22 protein-coding genes are annotated in these 17,510 nt (G+C 71.1%); 13 read left to right on the top strand and 9 right to left on the bottom strand.

The window, feature by feature from the left end; translation table 11 throughout:
• Nucleotides 1-25: 25 nt before the first annotated feature.
• Nucleotides 26-301, bottom strand: a complete 276-nt coding sequence (locus ABZU25_RS00295; RefSeq protein WP_355027125.1) for a hypothetical protein — start codon at nt 299-301, stop codon at nt 26-28.
• A 10-nt stretch (nt 302-311) separates the two neighbouring features.
• A complete protein-coding gene (locus ABZU25_RS00290) occupies nt 312-1,136 on the bottom strand; it encodes an SDR family NAD(P)-dependent oxidoreductase (protein WP_355027444.1) in 825 nt (274 codons plus the stop codon).
• Between the two features lie 125 nt (nt 1,137-1,261).
• Here ABZU25_RS00290 and ABZU25_RS00285 point away from each other — a divergent pair, with 125 nt between their 5' ends.
• Nucleotides 1,262-2,218 carry a CoA ester lyase gene (locus ABZU25_RS00285; protein WP_355027124.1) on the top strand — a complete coding sequence of 319 codons (957 nt, stop codon included), beginning with the start codon at nt 1,262-1,264 and terminating at the stop codon, nt 2,216-2,218.
• Nucleotides 2,219-2,294: 76 nt separating this feature from the next.
• Here the strand turns inward: ABZU25_RS00285 and ABZU25_RS00280 are convergent, their stop codons facing one another.
• Nucleotides 2,295-2,819, bottom strand: coding sequence for a DUF4190 domain-containing protein (locus ABZU25_RS00280; protein WP_355027123.1), 525 nt, complete (start codon nt 2,817-2,819; stop codon nt 2,295-2,297).
• A 119-nt stretch (nt 2,820-2,938) separates the two neighbouring features.
• Here ABZU25_RS00280 and ABZU25_RS00275 point away from each other — a divergent pair, with 119 nt between their 5' ends.
• On the top strand, nt 2,939-3,844 hold the full coding sequence (locus ABZU25_RS00275; RefSeq protein WP_355027122.1) for an SDR family NAD(P)-dependent oxidoreductase: 906 nt from the start codon (nt 2,939-2,941) through the stop codon (nt 3,842-3,844).
• A 13-nt stretch (nt 3,845-3,857) separates the two neighbouring features.
• On the opposite strand, the gene ABZU25_RS00270 is transcribed toward ABZU25_RS00275, so the two are convergent.
• The gene (locus tag ABZU25_RS00270) at nt 3,858-4,397 is read right to left on the bottom strand and encodes a DUF4190 domain-containing protein (RefSeq protein ID WP_355027121.1); all 540 of its coding nucleotides are present in this window, start codon (nt 4,395-4,397) and stop codon (nt 3,858-3,860) included.
• A 178-nt stretch (nt 4,398-4,575) separates the two neighbouring features.
• On the opposite strand from ABZU25_RS00270, the gene ABZU25_RS00265 reads away from it, so the two are divergent.
• Nucleotides 4,576-5,772: an acyl-CoA dehydrogenase family protein gene (locus ABZU25_RS00265; RefSeq protein ID WP_355027443.1), complete on the top strand. Its 1,197-nt coding sequence runs from the start codon at nt 4,576-4,578 to the stop codon at nt 5,770-5,772.
• A 431-nt stretch (nt 5,773-6,203) separates the two neighbouring features.
• On the opposite strand, the gene ABZU25_RS00260 is transcribed toward ABZU25_RS00265, so the two are convergent.
• Complete coding sequence (locus ABZU25_RS00260) at nt 6,204-6,611, bottom strand: CoA-binding protein (RefSeq protein ID WP_355027120.1); 408 nt, start codon at nt 6,609-6,611, stop codon at nt 6,204-6,206.
• A 24-nt stretch (nt 6,612-6,635) separates the two neighbouring features.
• Nucleotides 6,636-7,682, bottom strand: coding sequence for an Rv2578c family radical SAM protein (locus ABZU25_RS00255; protein WP_355027119.1), 1,047 nt, complete (start codon nt 7,680-7,682; stop codon nt 6,636-6,638).
• 93 nt (nt 7,683-7,775) lie between these two features.
• On the opposite strand from ABZU25_RS00255, the gene ABZU25_RS00250 reads away from it, so the two are divergent.
• On the top strand, nt 7,776-8,195 hold the full coding sequence (locus ABZU25_RS00250) for a DUF393 domain-containing protein (RefSeq protein WP_355027118.1): 420 nt from the start codon (nt 7,776-7,778) through the stop codon (nt 8,193-8,195).
• Here the strand turns inward: ABZU25_RS00250 and ABZU25_RS00245 are convergent.
• The 3 genes from ABZU25_RS00245 to trxA form a co-directional block, all read right to left on the bottom strand.
• Nucleotides 8,159-9,115 carry an HTTM domain-containing protein gene (locus ABZU25_RS00245; protein WP_355027117.1) on the bottom strand — a complete coding sequence of 319 codons (957 nt, stop codon included), beginning with the start codon at nt 9,113-9,115 and terminating at the stop codon, nt 8,159-8,161. The genes ABZU25_RS00250 and ABZU25_RS00245 overlap by 37 nt on opposite strands.
• Complete coding sequence (locus ABZU25_RS00240) at nt 9,112-9,552, bottom strand: hypothetical protein (RefSeq protein ID WP_355027116.1); 441 nt, start codon at nt 9,550-9,552, stop codon at nt 9,112-9,114. Before ABZU25_RS00240 ends, ABZU25_RS00245 begins: the two co-directional genes overlap by 4 nt.
• A gap of 136 nt (nt 9,553-9,688) precedes the next feature.
• Nucleotides 9,689-10,051 (bottom strand): thioredoxin, encoded by a 363-nt coding sequence (trxA, locus tag ABZU25_RS00235; protein ID WP_355027115.1) that lies wholly within the window; start codon nt 10,049-10,051, stop codon nt 9,689-9,691.
• 547 nt (nt 10,052-10,598) lie between these two features.
• Between trxA and ABZU25_RS00230 the strand changes: the two genes are divergently transcribed.
• From ABZU25_RS00230 to ABZU25_RS00190, 9 genes are all read left to right on the top strand, one after another.
• Nucleotides 10,599-11,114 (top strand): MaoC family dehydratase, encoded by a 516-nt coding sequence (locus ABZU25_RS00230; protein ID WP_355027114.1) that lies wholly within the window; start codon nt 10,599-10,601, stop codon nt 11,112-11,114.
• Nucleotides 11,115-11,198: 84 nt separating this feature from the next.
• Entirely contained in the window at nt 11,199-11,735 is a 537-nt protein-coding gene (locus ABZU25_RS00225) for a hypothetical protein (protein ID WP_355027113.1), read from the top strand.
• A gap of 51 nt (nt 11,736-11,786) precedes the next feature.
• On the top strand, nt 11,787-12,410 hold the full coding sequence (locus ABZU25_RS00220) for an RNA methyltransferase (protein WP_355027442.1): 624 nt from the start codon (nt 11,787-11,789) through the stop codon (nt 12,408-12,410).
• Nucleotides 12,411-12,421: 11 nt separating this feature from the next.
• Nucleotides 12,422-13,168 carry a DUF6758 family protein gene (locus ABZU25_RS00215; protein ID WP_355027112.1) on the top strand — a complete coding sequence of 249 codons (747 nt, stop codon included), beginning with the start codon at nt 12,422-12,424 and terminating at the stop codon, nt 13,166-13,168.
• A gap of 116 nt (nt 13,169-13,284) precedes the next feature.
• The gene (locus tag ABZU25_RS00210) at nt 13,285-13,443 is read left to right on the top strand and encodes a hypothetical protein (protein ID WP_007455302.1); all 159 of its coding nucleotides are present in this window, start codon (nt 13,285-13,287) and stop codon (nt 13,441-13,443) included.
• A gap of 6 nt (nt 13,444-13,449) precedes the next feature.
• Nucleotides 13,450-14,325 carry a PH domain-containing protein gene (locus ABZU25_RS00205; protein WP_355027111.1) on the top strand — a complete coding sequence of 292 codons (876 nt, stop codon included), beginning with the start codon at nt 13,450-13,452 and terminating at the stop codon, nt 14,323-14,325.
• 103 nt (nt 14,326-14,428) lie between these two features.
• Nucleotides 14,429-15,313 (top strand): SigE family RNA polymerase sigma factor, encoded by an 885-nt coding sequence (locus ABZU25_RS00200; RefSeq protein WP_355027110.1) that lies wholly within the window; start codon nt 14,429-14,431, stop codon nt 15,311-15,313.
• On the top strand, nt 15,310-16,569 hold the full coding sequence (locus ABZU25_RS00195) for a hypothetical protein (RefSeq protein ID WP_355027109.1): 1,260 nt from the start codon (nt 15,310-15,312) through the stop codon (nt 16,567-16,569). Before ABZU25_RS00200 ends, ABZU25_RS00195 begins: the two co-directional genes overlap by 4 nt.
• Before the next feature lie 61 nt (nt 16,570-16,630).
• Nucleotides 16,631-17,503, top strand: coding sequence for a PHP domain-containing protein (locus ABZU25_RS00190; protein WP_355027108.1), 873 nt, complete (start codon nt 16,631-16,633; stop codon nt 17,501-17,503).
• Nucleotides 17,504-17,510: the final 7 nt, after the last annotated feature.

Below are 17,510 nucleotides of genomic sequence, written 5' to 3'. Positions count from 1 at the left end.
CTGGGGCGACCACTGCCGCCGAAGGTCAGGCCTCGTGGACCTCGATGACCCGGGTGGTCGGGGCGGACCCGCCGAGCGCGTTCCGCAGAGCCGCCCGCTCCGGGTCGGCGAGGAACGACTCGTACCCGGCCGGGGAGTCGAACCGGATCACGTGCACCTCGGCCTGCCCGTCAGTGCCGCGCAGTCGCCGCTCCAGCCGGCCGCCGTGCCGGCCGAGCAGGGTCAGCACCGTGTCCTCGTAGCGCTGCCCGGCGGCCTCGGCCCCGGCCGGATAATCGACGACAGCGATAAGAGTCAGCATGGCGGCCACGCTACCCATCGATACCGACGGCCGTGGCGCTGGCCGCCCAGAGCCGGGCCGCGAGCTGTGGGTTGGCCGCCTTGCGGTACGGCCTGCGTACTCTGCGGTTGTAGTAGTAGCCGCCGGTGATCAGCCGGGCTGGATCCTGGTTGGCCAGCCACACCAGGGTCTCGGCGCCCTTCTCCGGGCTGCGGAACGGCATGAAACGCATGCCGAAGGCGACAAGCCTGCTGTCGTTGGCGAACCGGGTGCGCACCACCCCGGGGTGGAAGCTGTACGCGGAAATGTCCGGCCAGCGCCGCGCCGCCTCGGCGGTGAACAGGATGTTCGCCTGCTTGCTGGTGCCGTACGCGCCCAGCGAGCGGTAGCCGCGCAGCGGGGCGTTCAGGTCGTCCGGGTCGAGCGCGCCGAAGCGGTGTGCGCCGGAGGCGGTCACCACGATCCGGCCCAGCCGGTCGGCGAGCAGGTTGGTCAGCAGGAACGGGGCCAGGTGGTTGGCCTGGATCGACATCTCGAAGCCGTCGACGGTGCTCAGTGGTTGCAACGCGATCGCGCCGGCGTTGTTGGCGAGCACGTCGATCCGGTCGTACGCGGCCCGGAGCTGCTCGGCCAGTCGGCGCACGTCGTCGAGGCTCGCGAAGTCGGCCCGGAACAGCTCCGGACGCTCGCCCGAGGTCTCCCGTACCCGTTCAGCGGCGGCCTGGAGGCGGGCCGGGTCCCGTCCGACCAGCACCACCCGGTCACCCCGGCAGGCCAGTTGCACGGCGGCGGCCAAGCCGATGCCGGAGCTGGCCCCGGTCACCACCACCAGTCGACGCCCAGTGAGATCTTCCACAGGTCCATTCACCCCGGTCATGGCGCGAGGTTACCGTGGCGTCACAACGCCCTTTGGGATCGTTAAGTTTCCCGCCGAGTCAGGTGGCGTCGGCATGCCCGCCGGACGCTGGAAGGAGCCCATCCATGGCCGCAGTCGGTCGTCCCCGCCGGTCGTGCCTCGCCGTGCCGGGTTCCAGTGTCAAAATGCTCGGCAAGGCGCAGGGGCTGCCGGCCGACCAGGTCTTTCTGGACCTGGAGGACGCAGTCGCCCCCCTGGCCAAGCCGGAAGCGCGCAAGAACATCGTGGCCGCGCTCAACGAGGGCGACTGGGCCGGCAAGACCCGGGTCGTGCGGGTCAACGACCTGACCACCCCGTGGACCTACCGGGACGTCATCGAGGTCGTCGAGGGCGCCGGCGCCAACCTGGACTGCGTCATGCTGCCGAAGGTGCAGACCGCCGAACAGGTGCACTGGCTGGACCTGCTGCTCACCCAGATCGAGAAGACGCTCGGCCTGGAGGTCGGCCGGATCGGCATCGAGGCGCAGATCGAGAACGCAGCCGGTCTGGTCAACGTGGACGCGATCGCCGCCGCCTCGCCGCGCGTGGAGACCATCATCTTCGGCCCGGCCGACTTCATGGCGTCGATCAACATGAGGTCGATGGTGGTCGGCGGCCTGATCCCGGACTATCCGGGCGACCCGTACCACTACATCCTGATGCGGATCCTGATGGCCGCCCGGATGCACGACAAGCAGGCCATCGACGGCCCCTTCCTGCAGATCCGGGACGTCGACGGGTTCCGCGCGGTGGCCAAGCGCTCGGCGGCGCTGGGCTTCGACGGCAAGTGGGTGCTGCACCCGGGTCAGATCGAGGCCGCCAACGAGGTCTACCAGCCGGCGCAGGCCGACTACGACCACGCCGAGTTGATCCTGGACGCGTACGAGCACTACACCTCGGAGGCCGGCGGCAGGCTCGGCGCGGTGATGCTCGGCGACGAGATGATCGACGAGGCGTCCCGCAAGATGGCGCTCGTGATCGCCGCCAAGGGCCGGGCCGCCGGGATGAGCCGTACCTCGTCGTTCACCCCACCGGCCGGGTGACCGGTCGGGCCGGGACGACCGCCGCCGGCTGTCGTCCCGGCTCGACGACCGGCGGTACGCCGACCCGACCCGTTTGTCAGTAGCTGCTGTCGCTTGTCGCGCCCGTGGTGACCGCGTAGATGATCACGACGGCGTAGAAGGCGATAAGCAGCCCGAGCAGCCCGGTGAGGATCCAGCCGATGATGATGGCAGCCTTCGCCATCCCCGCCCCGCCCTCGCCGCTGAGCCGGATCTGTTTCTGCGCCACGTGCCCGAGGATCGCGCCGATCGGCGCGGTGATGCAGGACGCGATGCCGACCAGCGCGAGCACCAGCGCCGCGATCGCCATCCCGTTGGTCTTCTGCGGCGGCGGGTAGCCGTAGCCGGGGTACTGCGGCGGGTAGCCGGGCGCGGCGTAACCGGGCGCGGCGTAAGCGGGCATCGGCTGGCCCCCCGGCGGTTGCCCCCCGGCGTACGGGTCGACCGGCGCGTACGGGTCGGCGGGGCCGGGTTGGGCGGGCACCGGATGGCCGGCCACGAGGGTCGGGTCCGGTGCGGGGCTCGACGGCTGGGCCGACCACGTGGGATCGGACCAGTTGCCGGGCGGCGGGGGATTGGTCATGCGAACTCTCTCCGTCAGGTCGGGATGCGCTGTCAGGGTAGCCAGCACAGCCCAAACCCGACGCCCCCACTACCGGGTGCCGCGTTGCTCGGACCGGTCCCAACGGGCAGGATCCTGGCATGGCATTCGACGCGCGCGCCGCGGACCGTTCCGGCAGCCGACCCAGACGGGACGTCAGCCGCCCGGGTGGGGCCCGGCGTGCCCGCGCGGCCACGCCGGCGGGCAGCCCCGGCCCGGATGAGCCGGCCGCGCTCGCCGACCCGGTGACCATGCGCCTCGACGGGCGGGTCGCCCTGGTGACCGGGGCGGGCAGCCCGGACGGCATCGGGTACGCCACCGCCCGGCGGCTCACCGACCTGGGCGCGCGAGTGGCCATCGTGTCCACCACCCGGCGCATCCACGAGCGGGCCGGTGAGCTGGGGGTGACCGGCTTCGTCGCGGACCTGACCGACGAGTCCGAGGTCGGCGCGCTGGCCGACGCGGTCGCCGAGCAGTTGGGCGACGTCGAGGTGCTTGTCAACAACGCCGGCCTCGCCAGTCGGACCAGCCAGGGGGTGCTGCGGCCGGTCGCGCAGCTGACCTACGACGAGTGGCGCGGCGAGATCGACCGCAACCTGTCCACCGCGTTCTTGTGCAGTCGGGCGTTCATCGGTGGGATGGCCGAGCGGGGCTGGGGCCGGATCGTCAACCTGGCGGCCACCGCCGGCCCGGTCAACGCCCTGCCCACCGAGGCCGCGTACGCCGCGGCGAAGGCCGGGGTCGTGGGGCTGACCCGGGCGCTGGCCATGGAGATGATCGCGGACGGGGTGACAGTCAACGCGGTGGCGCCCGGCACCATCTACACCGCGGCGTCCACGGCGGCCGAGATCAAGCAGGGGCTGGGCACACCGGTCGGTCGACCGGGCACTCCGGACGAGGTCGCCGCCGCTATCAGCTTCCTCTGTTCGCCGGCCGCCTCGTACATCACTGGTCAGATGCTTGTGGTGGACGGCGGCAACAGTGTCCGCGAGGCCCGGTTCCGCTGACCGGCGCGGCGGGTCAGTAGCCGCCGCTGTCGCCGTTGTTGGCGAAGGCCACCAGAGCCAGCCAGCCACAGCAGGCCAGCACGGTGAGCCCGGTGAAGACGTACCCGAGGATCAGCCCCCAGGTGGCGAGCTGGTCGCCTTCCTCGCCGCTGGTGCGGATCTGCCGCTTCGCCACGTGACCGAGCACGGCGCCGGCCGGCGGAAACACGAAGGCGAAGACCAGCGACAGGATCGCCAGCACGTTGGTGCCCCGACCCGGCCCGGACGGCGGCGGGCCGTACTGGGCGTAGGGGCCCTGCGGGGGGTACGGCGGCTGCTGGCTCCAGTGCCCCGACTGGTGCGGTCCCTGCTGCCCGTACGGCGATGGTTCGTCGGCTGGCGGCCCGTACGGTGAGCGTTCCGCCGGCAGCTCGTACGCCGGCTGGTCCGGCTGCGACGCGTACGGCGACTGGCCGGCCGGCGGCGGCGCGTACGGTGACTGGTCCCGGGGTGGCTCGTAGGGTGACGGCGGTTGCTCGTCTGATGGTGGTCCCGACGGCGGCGGGTGGCTCACGCGCTGTCCTCCTCCTGCCGGTGCCGGAAAAGTCCCTCTTGCCGGACGCTACCCGTAGCGGTGAACCTTTTCACAGCGGTTGTGTGGACTGGTCACCTTGGCCTCGTCGGCCCGGGAGGCCGATACTGACCCAGCGTTCAGTTACCCACGAGTAGTGCGCGGATCCCCGGAGGCTGAGATGGCCCGACTCGCCCAGACGCCCGGCCTGACCGATGTGCAACGGTCGATCCTGGAGACCGTCCGGGACTTCGCCGACAAGGAGATCATCCCGCACGCGCAGCGGCTGGAGCACGCCGACGAATATCCCACCGACATCCTCGACGGCATGCGCGAGATGGGGCTGTTCGGTCTCACCATCGACGAGGAACACGGTGGGCTCGGCGAGTCGCTGCTCACCTACGCGCTGGTGGTGGAGCAGCTGTCCCGGGGCTGGATGTCGATCTCCGGCATCGTCAACACCCACTTCATCGTGGCGTACCTGATCTCCCAGCACGGCTCGACCGAGCAGAAGGCCCGGCTGTTGCCGAAGATGGCCACCGGCGAGGTGCGCGGCGCGTTCTCCATGTCGGAGCCCGAGACCGGCTCCGACGTCGCGGCGATCAGGTCCCGGGCCGTCCGCGACGGCGACAACTACGTGCTCAACGGGCAGAAGATGTGGCTGACCAACGGGGCGTACTCCTCAGTGGTGGCCACCCTGGTCAAGACCGACACCGGCGCCGAGTCGGTGTACGGCAACATGAGCACCTTCCTGCTGGAGAAGGAGCCGGGCTTCGGCGAGACCGCCCCCGGCCTCACCATCCCCGGCAAGATCGAGAAGATGGGCTACAAGGGCGTCGAGACCACCGAGATGGTGCTCGACGGGGTGACAGTGCCTGACTCCGCGATCCTCGGTGGCGCCGACCAGGTCGGCCGAGGCTTCTACCAGATGATGGACGGCATCGAGGTGGGCCGGGTCAACGTGGCCGCCCGCGCCTGCGGCATCTCCATCCGCGCCTTCGAGCTGGCGGTCAGCTACGCCCAGCAGCGCAAGACGTTCGGCCAGCCGCTCGCCAAGCACCAGGCGATCGCCTTCAAGCTCGCCGAGATGGGCACGAAGATCGAAGCCGCGCACGCCCTCATGGTCAACGCCGCCCGCCTCAAGGACGCCGGCCAACGCAACGACGTCGAGGCCGGGATGGCCAAGCTGCTCGCCTCCGAATACTGCGCCGAGGTCGTCCAGGAGGCGTTCCGCATCCACGGCGGCTACGGCTACTCCAAGGAGTACGAGATCGAGCGACTGATGCGGGAGGCCCCGTTCCTGCTCATCGGCGAGGGCACCTCGGAGATCCAGAAGACCATCATCTCCCGTGGCCTGCTCAAGGAGTACAAGCTCTGACCTGGCCGCGTCGGTCGGTCGGTGACGGCTCTCAGGAATGGTCCTGGGATTCGTAAGTCCTCACCCGGGGCGGGGCTGCGGACGCAGCGAAGGGCGCTCGCCATCCGCGTTGGCTGCCCGCCATGTCGATGTGCTGGTGAGCGGTATACCTCAGAGGTATGAATATGACTCAGAGGTATACCGCTCACTACCGCATCCGCCCCCCACGGAGGTGACCGACGGTCACCGCCGGCCGCCGCCCGAGCCAGGGGGCCGAGGAGAGACCGACCATCCTTGGCGGTCTGGTCCGGCTGCGTCCGTTCAGTCCTCAGGCATCGGATGGGTCGGTGCCGAACCGGGCTGAACCTCTGGCACCACGACTCGATGATCGACCTGGCGGGGCGGGGCGGGGCGCGGCGGGGCGCGGCGCGGCGGGGCGTGGGATGGGGTGGTTAGGCGAGGCGGCTGAGGCCGGCGGCGGCGCGTTCGACGATGAGGCAGCGGTCCTCGACGTAGTCCATGCCGGCTTCCTCGGCGATCCGCCGCGCCTCGGCCGAGACGATGCCCAGTTGCAGCCAGACCGCCGGGGCACCGATCGCCGCCGCGTCCCGGACCACCTGCACGGCGTCGGCCGCCGGCCGGAACACGTCCACCAGGTCGACCGGGTGCGGAATGTCGGCCAGCGACTTGTACGCCCGTTCCCCGAACAGTTCGTCGACGGTCGGGTTGACCGGGATGATGCGCCAGCCGTGCTGCTGCATCTGCAACGGCACGCCGTGCGCGGCCTTCAACGGGTCGCGGGACGCGCCCACGACGGCGATCACGGCGGCGTCGGCGAGGATCTGCGAAGCGGTACGCACCCGCCGACTGTAGCTCCGCCCCGGCTAGAGCAGGGTGAGCTGCTCGGTGGCTGGCGGTGCGGGTGGCTCGGGCAGGGTGCGGTTGTCGCCCCGCTCGCCGCGGTGCAGCCCGTGCCGGCGGGCCGCGATCCGCACCCGCGCTGTCAACTCCCGCTGGTACGCCTGCGGCGCGTAGGAGCCGGCCCGGTAGAGCTCGCGATAGCGGGGCACCAGGTGCGGGTGCTCCCGGGTGAGCCAGTGCGCGTACCACTCCCGAGCGCCGGAACGCAGGTGCAGGGGCAGTGCGGTCACGCTTGTCGCCCCGGCTGCGGCGATCGCCGACACGGTGGTGTCGATCGACTCGTCGCTGTCGCTGAGGCCAGGCAGGATCGGGGCCATCAGCACCCCGACGGAGAAGCCGGCGTCGGTGAGCGCCCGGACGGCGTCCAGCCGGCGACGTGGATGCGGAGTGCCCGGCTCGACGGAACGCCAGAGCTGCTCGTCGACGAACCCCACCGAGAAGGAGATGCCCACCGTGGTGACCTCGGCGGCCTGACGCAGCAGCGGCAGGTCGCGCAGGATCAGCGTGCCCTTGGTGAGGATCGAGAACGGGTTGGCGAAGTCCCGCAGGGCCGCGATGATCTGCGGCATCAGCCGGTATCGGCCCTCGGCCCGTTGGTAGCAGTCGACGTTGGTGCCCATCGCCACGTGCGCGCCCCGCCACTTCGGTGCGGCCAACTCGCGTCGGACCAGCTCACCGGCGTTGACCTTGACGATCACCTTTCGGTCGAAGTCCGCACCGGCATCGAGGTCAAGATAGGTGTGAGTATTTCTCGCATAGCAGTAAACGCATGCATGGGAGCAGCCCCGGTACGGGTTGATCGTCCACTCGAACGGGACGCGGGACTGCCCGGGCACACGGTTGAGGATGGACTTGGCCTGCACCTCGTAGAAGGTCATCCCGGCGAACTCGGGAGTGTCGAAGGTGCGGGCGATCGTGCCGGGCAGCGCCAGCGGCAGGGGTGGCGTCGCTGGCGCTGCCCGCTCGGGGTCTCCCTCGACCGGGGGAGCGGTGAGGTTGTCCCAGCGCATGGCCACTATTCGAACACGCGTACGAGTGGAGTGCAAGTGACCCGCCGTACACCGGTGGTCGTTCGGGTGGTCGGAGAGGGGAGGATGGACGGCATGGAGACGTCGACCTTCGTCTACGACGGGGACTGCGCGTTCTGCACGCAGTGCGCCGAGTTCATCGCTCGCCGGATCCCCACGGGCGCGCGGGTGGTGCCCTGGCAGTTCTCCGACCTGGACGCGCTCGGCCTCACCGTGGCCGAGTGCGAGGAGGCCGTGCAGTGGGTCGGCGCGGACGGCGCACGTGCCGCCGGCCCGGATGCCATCGCGAAGCTGCTCGCCGACAGTGGTCCGGTCTGGCGGGCGGCCGGGGCGGGCCTACGGTTCCCGCCGGTGCGCGCGGTGGCCTGGCCGGTGTACCGCTGGGTGGCGCGCAACCGGCACCGCCTGCCGGGCGGCACGGCGGCCTGCTCGCTGCCGCAGGAGGCCCGCGAACGGCTCTACGGCCCGGCCGGACGCCCGACCACCGGGGCCTGATCGCCGAGCTGGGTCCGGTCCGCGCTGGGGCTGACCCGCTCCGGATCCGGCGGCGCCGATGCGGTGTCGACGTCCGCTGCCGTCGATTCGGGGGTGTCCCGGCCGGCGAGCCGGCGGGCCCAGACCACCGGGCGGACCCGCTCCAGCGGTAGGAAGCTGGTCATCGCGGCCAGGTGCGGCGCGAACGAGATGGTGATGGCCGCGATGGTGACCACGTGGAACGAGTAGAAGAAGCCGACCATGGCCAGCCGCCAGCGGGCCGGTAGCAGGAAGACGAGCGGGCTGAACAGTTCGAAGGCGACGATGCCGAACTGGGCGACGATCAGCAGGTACGGCACCTGGGCGATGAGGTCCGCCAGGTCGGTGCCGCGCCGGATGATCGCGCGGGCCAGCACCGAGCCGGTCAGCCAGTCCACGCCGCCGAAGCGCAGCTTGGCCCAGGCGGCCAGGAAGTACGTGCAGATCACCGCGAGCTGGGTGACGCGCAGCGCCCACCCGCCGGCCTCGGTGCGGGTGGTGTCGCCGTGTCGGGCTCGACCGGCGGTGGGCAGGACGGCCAGTGCGACGAGCAGCCCGAACCGGTCGTGGTCGACCTTCCCGTAGCTCATCGCGATGATCATCCACTCCAGGTACAGCGCGCAGACCGCCCAGCCGAGCAGCCGGGGCGCACGCCCGGTCGCGGCGAGGAGCGTGAGCAGCAGCAGCGACCAGAAGATGACCGCCACCAGCGCCGGGGTGGGCGTCGGTAGCGGGAGCAGGCGGCCGACCAGTAGCGGCTGGTACAGCTCGCCGGGCACGCTGACCCGGGTGCGTACCCAGGGGGTGAAGATCACCAGGTCGGCGGCGACGAAGAGGTAGATCACTGTCCGGAACGCGGCGATGCGACCGCGCGGCACGGCCTCGGTCAGCCAGCGGCTCATCGGGGGGCCTGCCAGCGGACCACTGTCTCGTCGGTGTGCTGGCCGGTCGGTCGGCCGGCACGGATGCCGTGCCAGCGGATGACGATGCGGATCTCGACCAGCGCGGCGGCATCCGGGTGGCGTTCGGCGTACGCGTCGGCGACCTCGGCGAGCAGCGCCGGGTCGGCGGCGTACCGGCCCTGCTGCCCCTCGATCTCGGCCCGACGGATGCCTGTCGCGTCCTGGTCGAGGTCGACGACTTCGCCGGTGCTGTTCACCCCCTCGACCCGGGTGTCCGGGGCGGGTGCGTTCGGCGGGTTGGAGGTGGAGTACATCCGGAACGGGCCGAACGGGAAGTCGTCGTCGCTGCCCCAGAAGGTGCCGACCAGCAGCAGGACGAGACCGAGTGCGGTCGCGCCCAGCCGGGTCACGCGCCCGCGGGTGGTCAGGGTCTCCATCAGGTCGTGACGATACGGGATGTACCGGCCGCCTCGGGTCCCTCCGACGGTCAGTTGGACCTGCCCGGGCAGATGATCACCGGGGGAAGACGACGAAGGCCGGACCCGCATCGGGCCCGGCCTTCGGATGCACGACTCAGTGGTTGTGCTCGGCCAGCTGCTTACGGACGTCGTCCATGTCCAGGGCCTCGACCTGCTCGATCAGGTTCTCCAGGGCGGACTCCGGAAGGGCGCCCGGCTGCGAGAAGACGATCACGCCGTCGCGGATCGCCATGATCGTCGGGATCGACCGGATGTCGAACTTGGCGCCCAGCTCCTGCTGAGCCTCGGTGTCGACCTTGCCGAAGACGATGTTCTCGTGCTTCTCCGAGGAGCGCTCGTAGACCGGGGCGAACCGCTTGCACGGACCACACCAGTCGGCCCAGAAGTCGACCAGGACGATGCCGTCGTCGCCGGTCACCTCGTCGAAGTTCGCCGAGGTCAGCTCAACGGTTGCCATTGCACTCTCCGATCACCGCGGTTTGTCTACGTCCCGTAGAACCAGGGCTGACCGTATCGAATTCCCAGGCGGTCGGGCCCGAAACGCGCTCGGCCTGCCGGGGGGTGCCGAGGGTCATCGACCCACGTCTGTTCATCTCGATGTGCGGAACGCAAATGCATGACGCACTTGCGTGACCTGCGGTAATGGGAGCGTTTCCAGGGAGATCCACCCGATCGAGCGCTACGAATCGGTAACTTGGTGCCTGACAAGGAGGTATCCGGCCTGCGGAGATCGCCGATCAACCCTCGGTCCGTCACGGAGAGTAGTGTTACAAAAAGATAAATGTGACCTCGATCTCTGTCGGACCTACGCTTCCGTAGGGCAGAATTCTCCCCATCAGAGCGTGGGCGGCGGGTGCCGGGGAGGGCCCCGCCGCTCATTGCGTCTCCCCCCGTGTGAGTGACCGGCGTGACATTTCCGCCGCTGTCGCTCCCGGTCGGTTTCCTTAACCAGCGGTAAGGCATGCTGTGCCGAACTCCATCGCCGCCCGTCGAAGGGGACCAGGATGCAGTTCGGCCGCTACTACGAGGAGTTCGAGGTCGGCGCGGTCTACCGGCACTGGCCGGGCAAGACCGTCACCGAGTACGACGACCACCTCTTCTGCCTGCTCACCATGAACCACCATCCGCTGCACATGGACGCGCACTACGCCGCGACAGCCAGCCAGTTCAAGCGCAACGTCGTGGTCGGCAACTACATCTACTCCCTGCTGCTCGGCATGTCGGTGCCGGACGTGAGCGGGAAGGCGATCGCCAACCTCGAGGTCGAGTCGCTGCGGCACGTCGCGCCGACCTTCCACGGCGACACCATCTACGGCGAGACCACGGTGCTGGACAAGCGTGAGTCCGGCTCCAAGCCCGACCGGGGCGTGGTGTCGGTGGAGACCCGCGGCTACAACCAGGACGGCACGATGGTCTGCGTCTTCCGGCGCAAGGTCATGGTCCCCAAGCAGGAGTACGCGGCCACCGCCGTCCCCGAGGGAGTGGATCCGGAGCGGCCCAGCTTCCCCGAGCCACGCTGAGCGGCGCGGCCGTCGCACGTCCAGGCCACCTCTCCCGACAGCCGGTTCTGTGGGGAAGGGGCGCTGTCGGGTCGCGGGGGACATATGCTGACGCCGGAGGTTCCGATGAGCCACTCCGTCGCCGGAGAGCCGCCCTCTGCCGGCCGTCGAGCCGCACCCCTGACCACTGCCGTCTACTCCGCCGTCGAGTGGGATCTGCTCATCAGCCTGCCCGGTCGGGTTCTCGTGGCCACCGCGGCTCCCGCCCCTGGTCGCCCGGAACGGGGGGTCCTGGCGGGTCTGGCCGGCCTGGATGCCGTGGCGGCGGGCCGAGCCTCCGACAGCGACCTGGTCCGTGCGGTGGTCGCCGCCATCTACGCCCGTCACGACGGCGCCTCGCCGCCCGCCGAACGGCTCACCGACCTGGTGGACCTGCTGGCCGCCTGTCGGGCGGCGAGCCGCGTCCTCGGGCGGCGCGCCGACCCCGCGGACTCGGCCGCGTACCGCCAGTGGGTGCAGTCGGTCGCGGCCCGGGTCTGCCGCGCGGTGCCCGGCCCCGGCGAACGCCGGGTGGACCAACCCGCCACCCCGGCGGACCGGCGTTTCCTGGACCGACTCGGTGCCGCGCTCGGGCTGGGTTGACCGGCGGGCCGTCGCGTCGGGCGCCGGCACGGTCCGTACCCTCTGATGACCGTGACCGACGACCAGCTTGAGGTGGGCGTGGGCCCCTGGCCGGGGGACCCACCGGACGACAGTCGTTACGACCCGCAGTTGCTGGCGGAGGGGGACCGGCGCAACGTCGTCGACCGCTACCGCTACTGGCGGCACGAGGCGATCGTCGCCGACCTGGACCGGCACCGGCACGGCTTCCACGTCGCGATCGAGAACTGGCAGCACGATTTCAACATCGGCACGGTGGTCCGCAACGCCAACGCGTTCAACGCCGCCGAGGTGCACATCGTCGGGCGGCGTCGGTGGAACCGGCGCGGCGCCATGGTGACCGATCGCTACCAGCATGTACGGCACCACGAGACGATCGAGGGGTTCGTCGCCTGGGCGGTCGATCGGCGGCTGCCGGTGTTCGGCATCGACAATCTGCCCGGCTCGCTCCCGCTGGAGACCGGCACCCTGCCCCGGGACTGTGTGCTGCTGTTCGGCCAGGAGGGGCCCGGTCTCTCCGCGCCGGCCCGCGTCGCGTGCGACATGCTCTACTCCATCGCCCAGTACGGCTCGACGAGGTCGATAAACGCGGGGGTGGCCAGCGGGATCGCGATGCACGCCTGGATTCGTGCCCACGCGGGCGCGCCGCCGGACTGAGTCGCGCCCGGGTGCCGAATCGGACGTTCCGGCTTGACGTACCGCCGGTCCGGGGCGACGGTGGAGATGTGAGTGTCGCGGTGAGTTGTCCGAGATGCGGGGGCCCGGTACGGGCGCCGGATCTGATGCACACCGACTCGAGGTGTCTGCGTTGCGGCCCGGTGCCGCCGCTGCACGTGCCCGAGCACATCGGAGCGGAGATCATGGCGAGCGTGGTGGAGCGGATCACCACGACCGCGGATCCACCGGTGACGCCGTTGTGGTGCCCGTGGCCGCTGCCGGCCGGCTGGACGCTCACCGGCGTGGCGTACGCCGGGGACGAGCGGACGGGAGTGCGGGCGACCGCGGTGGCCTGCGCGGGCCCGGCGCCGCTCGGCGGTGGCCCGGCGGATCTGGTCTTCGTGGCCGAGGAGCCGGGCGTCGGCCTGGGCACCCGGCTCGCCGGACTGGCCGGCCCGGATCCGGGACCGCAGTTGGCCGGAGCGCTGACCGACCCGGGGCCGGGTCACCCCGACCATGTGGGCCAGGCCAAGATCCGGGTCGGCGGGCATCCAACTCCACTGTGGTTGGTGAATTCTCCGACGGATCGAAGCGCGTACGCCGGCGAAGCTCGGGGAATGTGGCTCCATGCGATAGCCTGGCCGGCGAGTGCGGGACATCTGCTCGCGGAAGACGTCGTGTTACACGACCTGACCGAGTGGACTCCGCCCGAGCTCGTGTACGGCGCACCGTCCCCGTATTTACCCCGGAGGGCTTGACAAGCTTTCCGGATTGACGGAGAACGGACGCAGATATTCACTGTACGACACCACACTGATACTCTGGGTGCCGCTGCGGTAATGGGACCCGGCGCCGCGCGAGAGGATGGCCCGCCATGGTCAAGAAGGTCCTCACCTGGGCCGGAATCGCATTCTTGATCTTCTTCGTCGCCTACCGGCCAAACTCTGCGGCGGACGTGTTCAAGTCGCTCGGCGGCGGGATCATGGACATCGCCCAGGGGTTCGGCGACTTCTTCACCAGCCTCGTCGCTTAACCGCCGATGGGCAGCCCTTCCGGTCCACCCTTCGACCCGGACGACCCCGACCGGGAACGTCGCGAGCGTGACACCGAGCCGATCCCGCGGATCGGGCCTGATGACGGCCCGGACTACGGGGCCGGTCCCAGCCTGTCCGACGGTCCGTCCCTTTCGGACGACGTCGGCTACGGCGACGGGCCCGGCTATGCCGGCCAGGGTCGTTCGGGTCGAGCGTGGATTCGTGACCCGGAGGCCGGCTACCAGCAGCCGCAGATCTCCGAGGACGAGCTGGCCGGGTTGCGTGCCGACGCTACCGGCGCGACTCCCCGGCGGGTGCTGCCACTGGAGGACGAGCCCAGCTCACTGGTCGCCCGCTACCTCTTCCCCACCGAGCGCTACCGGGGTGAGTGGAAGCGGCACTGGATCCACCTCACCAACCCGCTTCTCATCGGCGTCGCGGCGACCTTCGTGCTCGGCTACCTCTCCGGCTTCCTCGCCGGGAACGGCGTGGGCGCGTTGACCACCATCGCCGTGCTGCTCTGGTTCGCGGTGATGGGGTGGGTGGCGTGGAAGGTCGCCGACTGGTGGTATGACCGTTTCATCCTGACCAACAAGCGGGTCATGGTGGTCAACGGCATCGTCACCCGCAAGGTGGCGATGATGCCGCTGGTCCGGGTCACCGACATGAAGTACGAGCAGACGCCGACGGGTCGCGCCCTCAACTACGGCACCTTCGTGCTGGAGTCCGCCGGCCAGGAGCAGGCGCTCCGCGAGGTCAAGAATCTGCCCAACCCGAACGAGCTCTACCTGCGTGTGGTCGAGGAGATGTACGAGCCGCAGGCGGTCGAGGCACGGCTCGGCAAGGAGGCCGACGAGGCCAAGGCCGACGACGGGGCGTGAAGGTTTCCGACCGAACATCGGAGCAAGTGCGCACCTTTCGTCATGGACCCGAACGCCTCTGACGTGGCACTCTGCCAGGACGGCTGGGGCGTGGAGGTGGGCGGTGGCGAGCAGAGACCCGTTGGAGGAGCAGTTCCGCGAGTTCGTCGCGGCCCGCTCCGCCGCGCTTCTCCGCACCGCCTATCTGCTCACCGGAGACTGGGCCACGGCCGAGGATCTGCTCCAGACCGCGCTGACCAAGACCTACCTCGCCTGGAAGCGGCTCGGGGGGATCGAGGCCGTCGAGTCGTACGCCCGGCGTGTGATGGTCAACACGTCGACCAGTTGGTGGCGGCGACGCTGGCACGGTGAACGCCCCACCGAGGTGCTGCCCGAACGGGCCGGTGTCGACGAGATCTCGCAGCAACTCGACCGGGACCTGCTCTGGCGGCACCTCCGAAAGTTGCCCAACCGGCAGCGGGCGGTGCTGGTGCTCCGCTACTACGAGGACATGTCGGAGGCGCAGACCGCCGCGATGCTGGACATCTCACCGGGCACGGTGAAGAGCCAGGCGTCTCGAGCGCTGGCCACGCTGCGCCGTCGGATGGGCACCGACGCACCGGACCTGACCGCCGCAGCCGACACTGCCGGCCGGTCGGCCACTGTCGGCACTGCCGGCCGGGCGGCCACTGCCGGTGCCGCCGGCCGGTCGGCCACTGCTGGCACTGCTGGCCGGGCGGCTACTGCCGGTGCCGCCCGGTCCGGCGGCTCGGGTGCCTCGACCGGCCCGGTCCCGGCCGCCGGTGCCGCCGCCACGCTCCGAGCCCGGCAGGCGGCCGGTCTACCCGTGCCCCGCCCGGCCACCCCCCGCCCGGCCACCCCCCGCCCGGCCACCCCCCGCCAGGCCACCCCCCGTCCGGCCGCGCCGCGGCCGATCGGCCCGCAGGTCGTGCTCCCCTCCGCCCCGGCGGCCGTGCCCGTCGGCACCGGCCCCGGAGAGCAGCAGTGAGCGCTTTCCCAGGCCAGCCCGACAACCTGACGGACGGCCCGCGGCGTTCTTACCAGGTGCCGCCTGACGAACTGGAAGGTGCGGTGCGGGAGACCCTCTCGCACCAGGTCGCCCTTGCCCGCCCACTGGGCGTCGACCCGGCGGGCCAGGCCATCCGCCGCGCGAACCGGATCCGGCGTCGGCGTGGCGCGGCCGGTCTCGCCATCGCGGCGGTCGCCACCGTCCTGCTCAGCGCCGGCATGGCGCAGCTCGGTGCCGAAACCGGGCGCGACGGGACACCCATCGTGGTGATCGGTGATCCGGACCCGTCCGGTCGGCCGATCCCGACCGCCAGCGTTCCCGGCGCCAAGCCCTCGTCCGGACCGTCGGCGGCTCTGCTCGGCAGCGAGACACTGGTCAGCGCCGACGGACGACGGCTGGTGCTGCCCGATGTCGGGCCGGCCGAACGCGCCCAACTCCTGCCCGGCGGCGGCGGTTGGCTGGTGGTCAGTACGCAGACCACCGCAGGCCGTTTCCTCCGGGTGGTGCAGAACGACGGTCTGGTGCAGGTGCTGCTGGCCGGGGCGGGGGCGATCGTCCTGGCACCGGACAGCCGCCAGGTGGCCTGGCGGGACGGCGGCGATCTGCTGGTGGCGGGGGTGGTCGGCGGCCAGCTCATCGGTGCGGCGCGCACCGCGGTGCCCACCGGCGCGATGCCCGTCCGGTTCGTCGGCGACAGCGTGCTGGTCCGACCCGACCCGGCGGACGCCGGTCACATCCTGTGGCGGCCCGGCACGGGGCCGTTGACCGAGGCCGTCGACCAGAAAACCGTCAACTTCTACGGAGGGCTGCCCGACGGGCGGCTCGTTGGGCAGATCTCCAACGACCCGGGCCGGACCTGCCTGGCCGTGCTCGACCCGACCCGTCACCTGAACCCGGTCGAGACCGGCTGCGGGCCGGACCTCAGCCAGGACGGGGCCGGCGGGATCTCCGCTGACGGGCGGTGGCTGCTGGTGAACGGGCGGGTCGGCAAGGCAAGTCGGGCACTGCTTGTCGACCTGCGGCGGCTCGGGTCGAACCCGACCGCCGTCGCGGCCGGGCCGCCGATGACCGGCGCGATCGTCTGGATCGACGAGTCCCACGCCTCCTACCTCGACGCCGCCGGCGAGCTGGTCCGGGTCGACGTCGGCCGGGTACGAGCAGGAAAACCAGCCAGCCCCGCTGCGGTGTCCGACGTGCCGGCCGGGGACCGACCAGTCCTGGTGGCCCCCTTCTGACCCACGCGGTCGAGGTGACCTCCGTGAGTCGGGCTCGGTTGTTCCTCGGTAGCGTCGGACGGTGACCTCGCGTACCGGCTCCGCCCCGCGCATCGACCTGCACACCCACTCGACGGCCAGCGACGGCACGCTGCCCCCGGCTGAGCTGGTTCGCGCTGCCGCCGAGGCCGGGCTGGACGTGCTGGCGATCACCGACCACGACACCACCGCCGGCTGGGCGCCGGCCGTGCGGGCGCTGCCGCCGGGACTACGCCTGATCCGGGGGGCGGAGCTGTCCTGTCGATGGTCCGGGACCCGGCCGGCGGTGCCGCTGCACCTGCTCGCGTACCTGTTCGACCCGGACCACCCGGACCTGGTGGCCGAGCTGGGCCGGGTGCGGGCCGCCCGGGAAGAGCGCGGCGAACGGATCGTCGGGCTGCTGCGCGCCGACGGCATCGACGTGAGCTGGCCGGACATCCTGGCCGGTGCCGGCGGCGGCACCGTGGGCCGCCCGCACATCGCGCAGGCGTTGATCCGGGCCGGCCTGGTCGGCAGCACCCGGGAGGCGTTCGGCCCGGACTGGCTGGGCGAACGCTACCGGCTGCCCAAGGACGACATCGACGTGTTCCGGGCGATCCAACTGATCCGGTCGGCCGGCGGCGTGCCGGTCTTCGCCCACCCCCGGGCCACCCGGCGCGGTCGGGTGGTGCCCGACGAGCTGATCGCCGAGCTGGCCGTCGCCGGGCTGGCCGGGCTTGAGGCCGACCACGAGGACCACAGCCCGGCCGAGCGGGAGCACGTGCGGGCGCTCGCCGCCGAGTTGGGCCTGTTCTTCACCGGCTCTTCGGACTTCCACGGCACTCACAAGACCGTCCAACTCGGGGCCTTCTCCACGAGCACCGAGGCGTACGAACGGATCGTCGCCGCCGGGGTGACCGAGGTCGCTTCGGGCTGATCCGGGT

This window comes from Micromonospora sp. NPDC005215, from assembly GCF_040607915.1.
Lineage (GTDB): Bacteria > Actinomycetota > Actinomycetes > Mycobacteriales > Micromonosporaceae > Micromonospora.
Note: the sequence above shows the minus strand (reverse complement) of the source record. Positions and strands in the feature narration are given on the sequence as shown.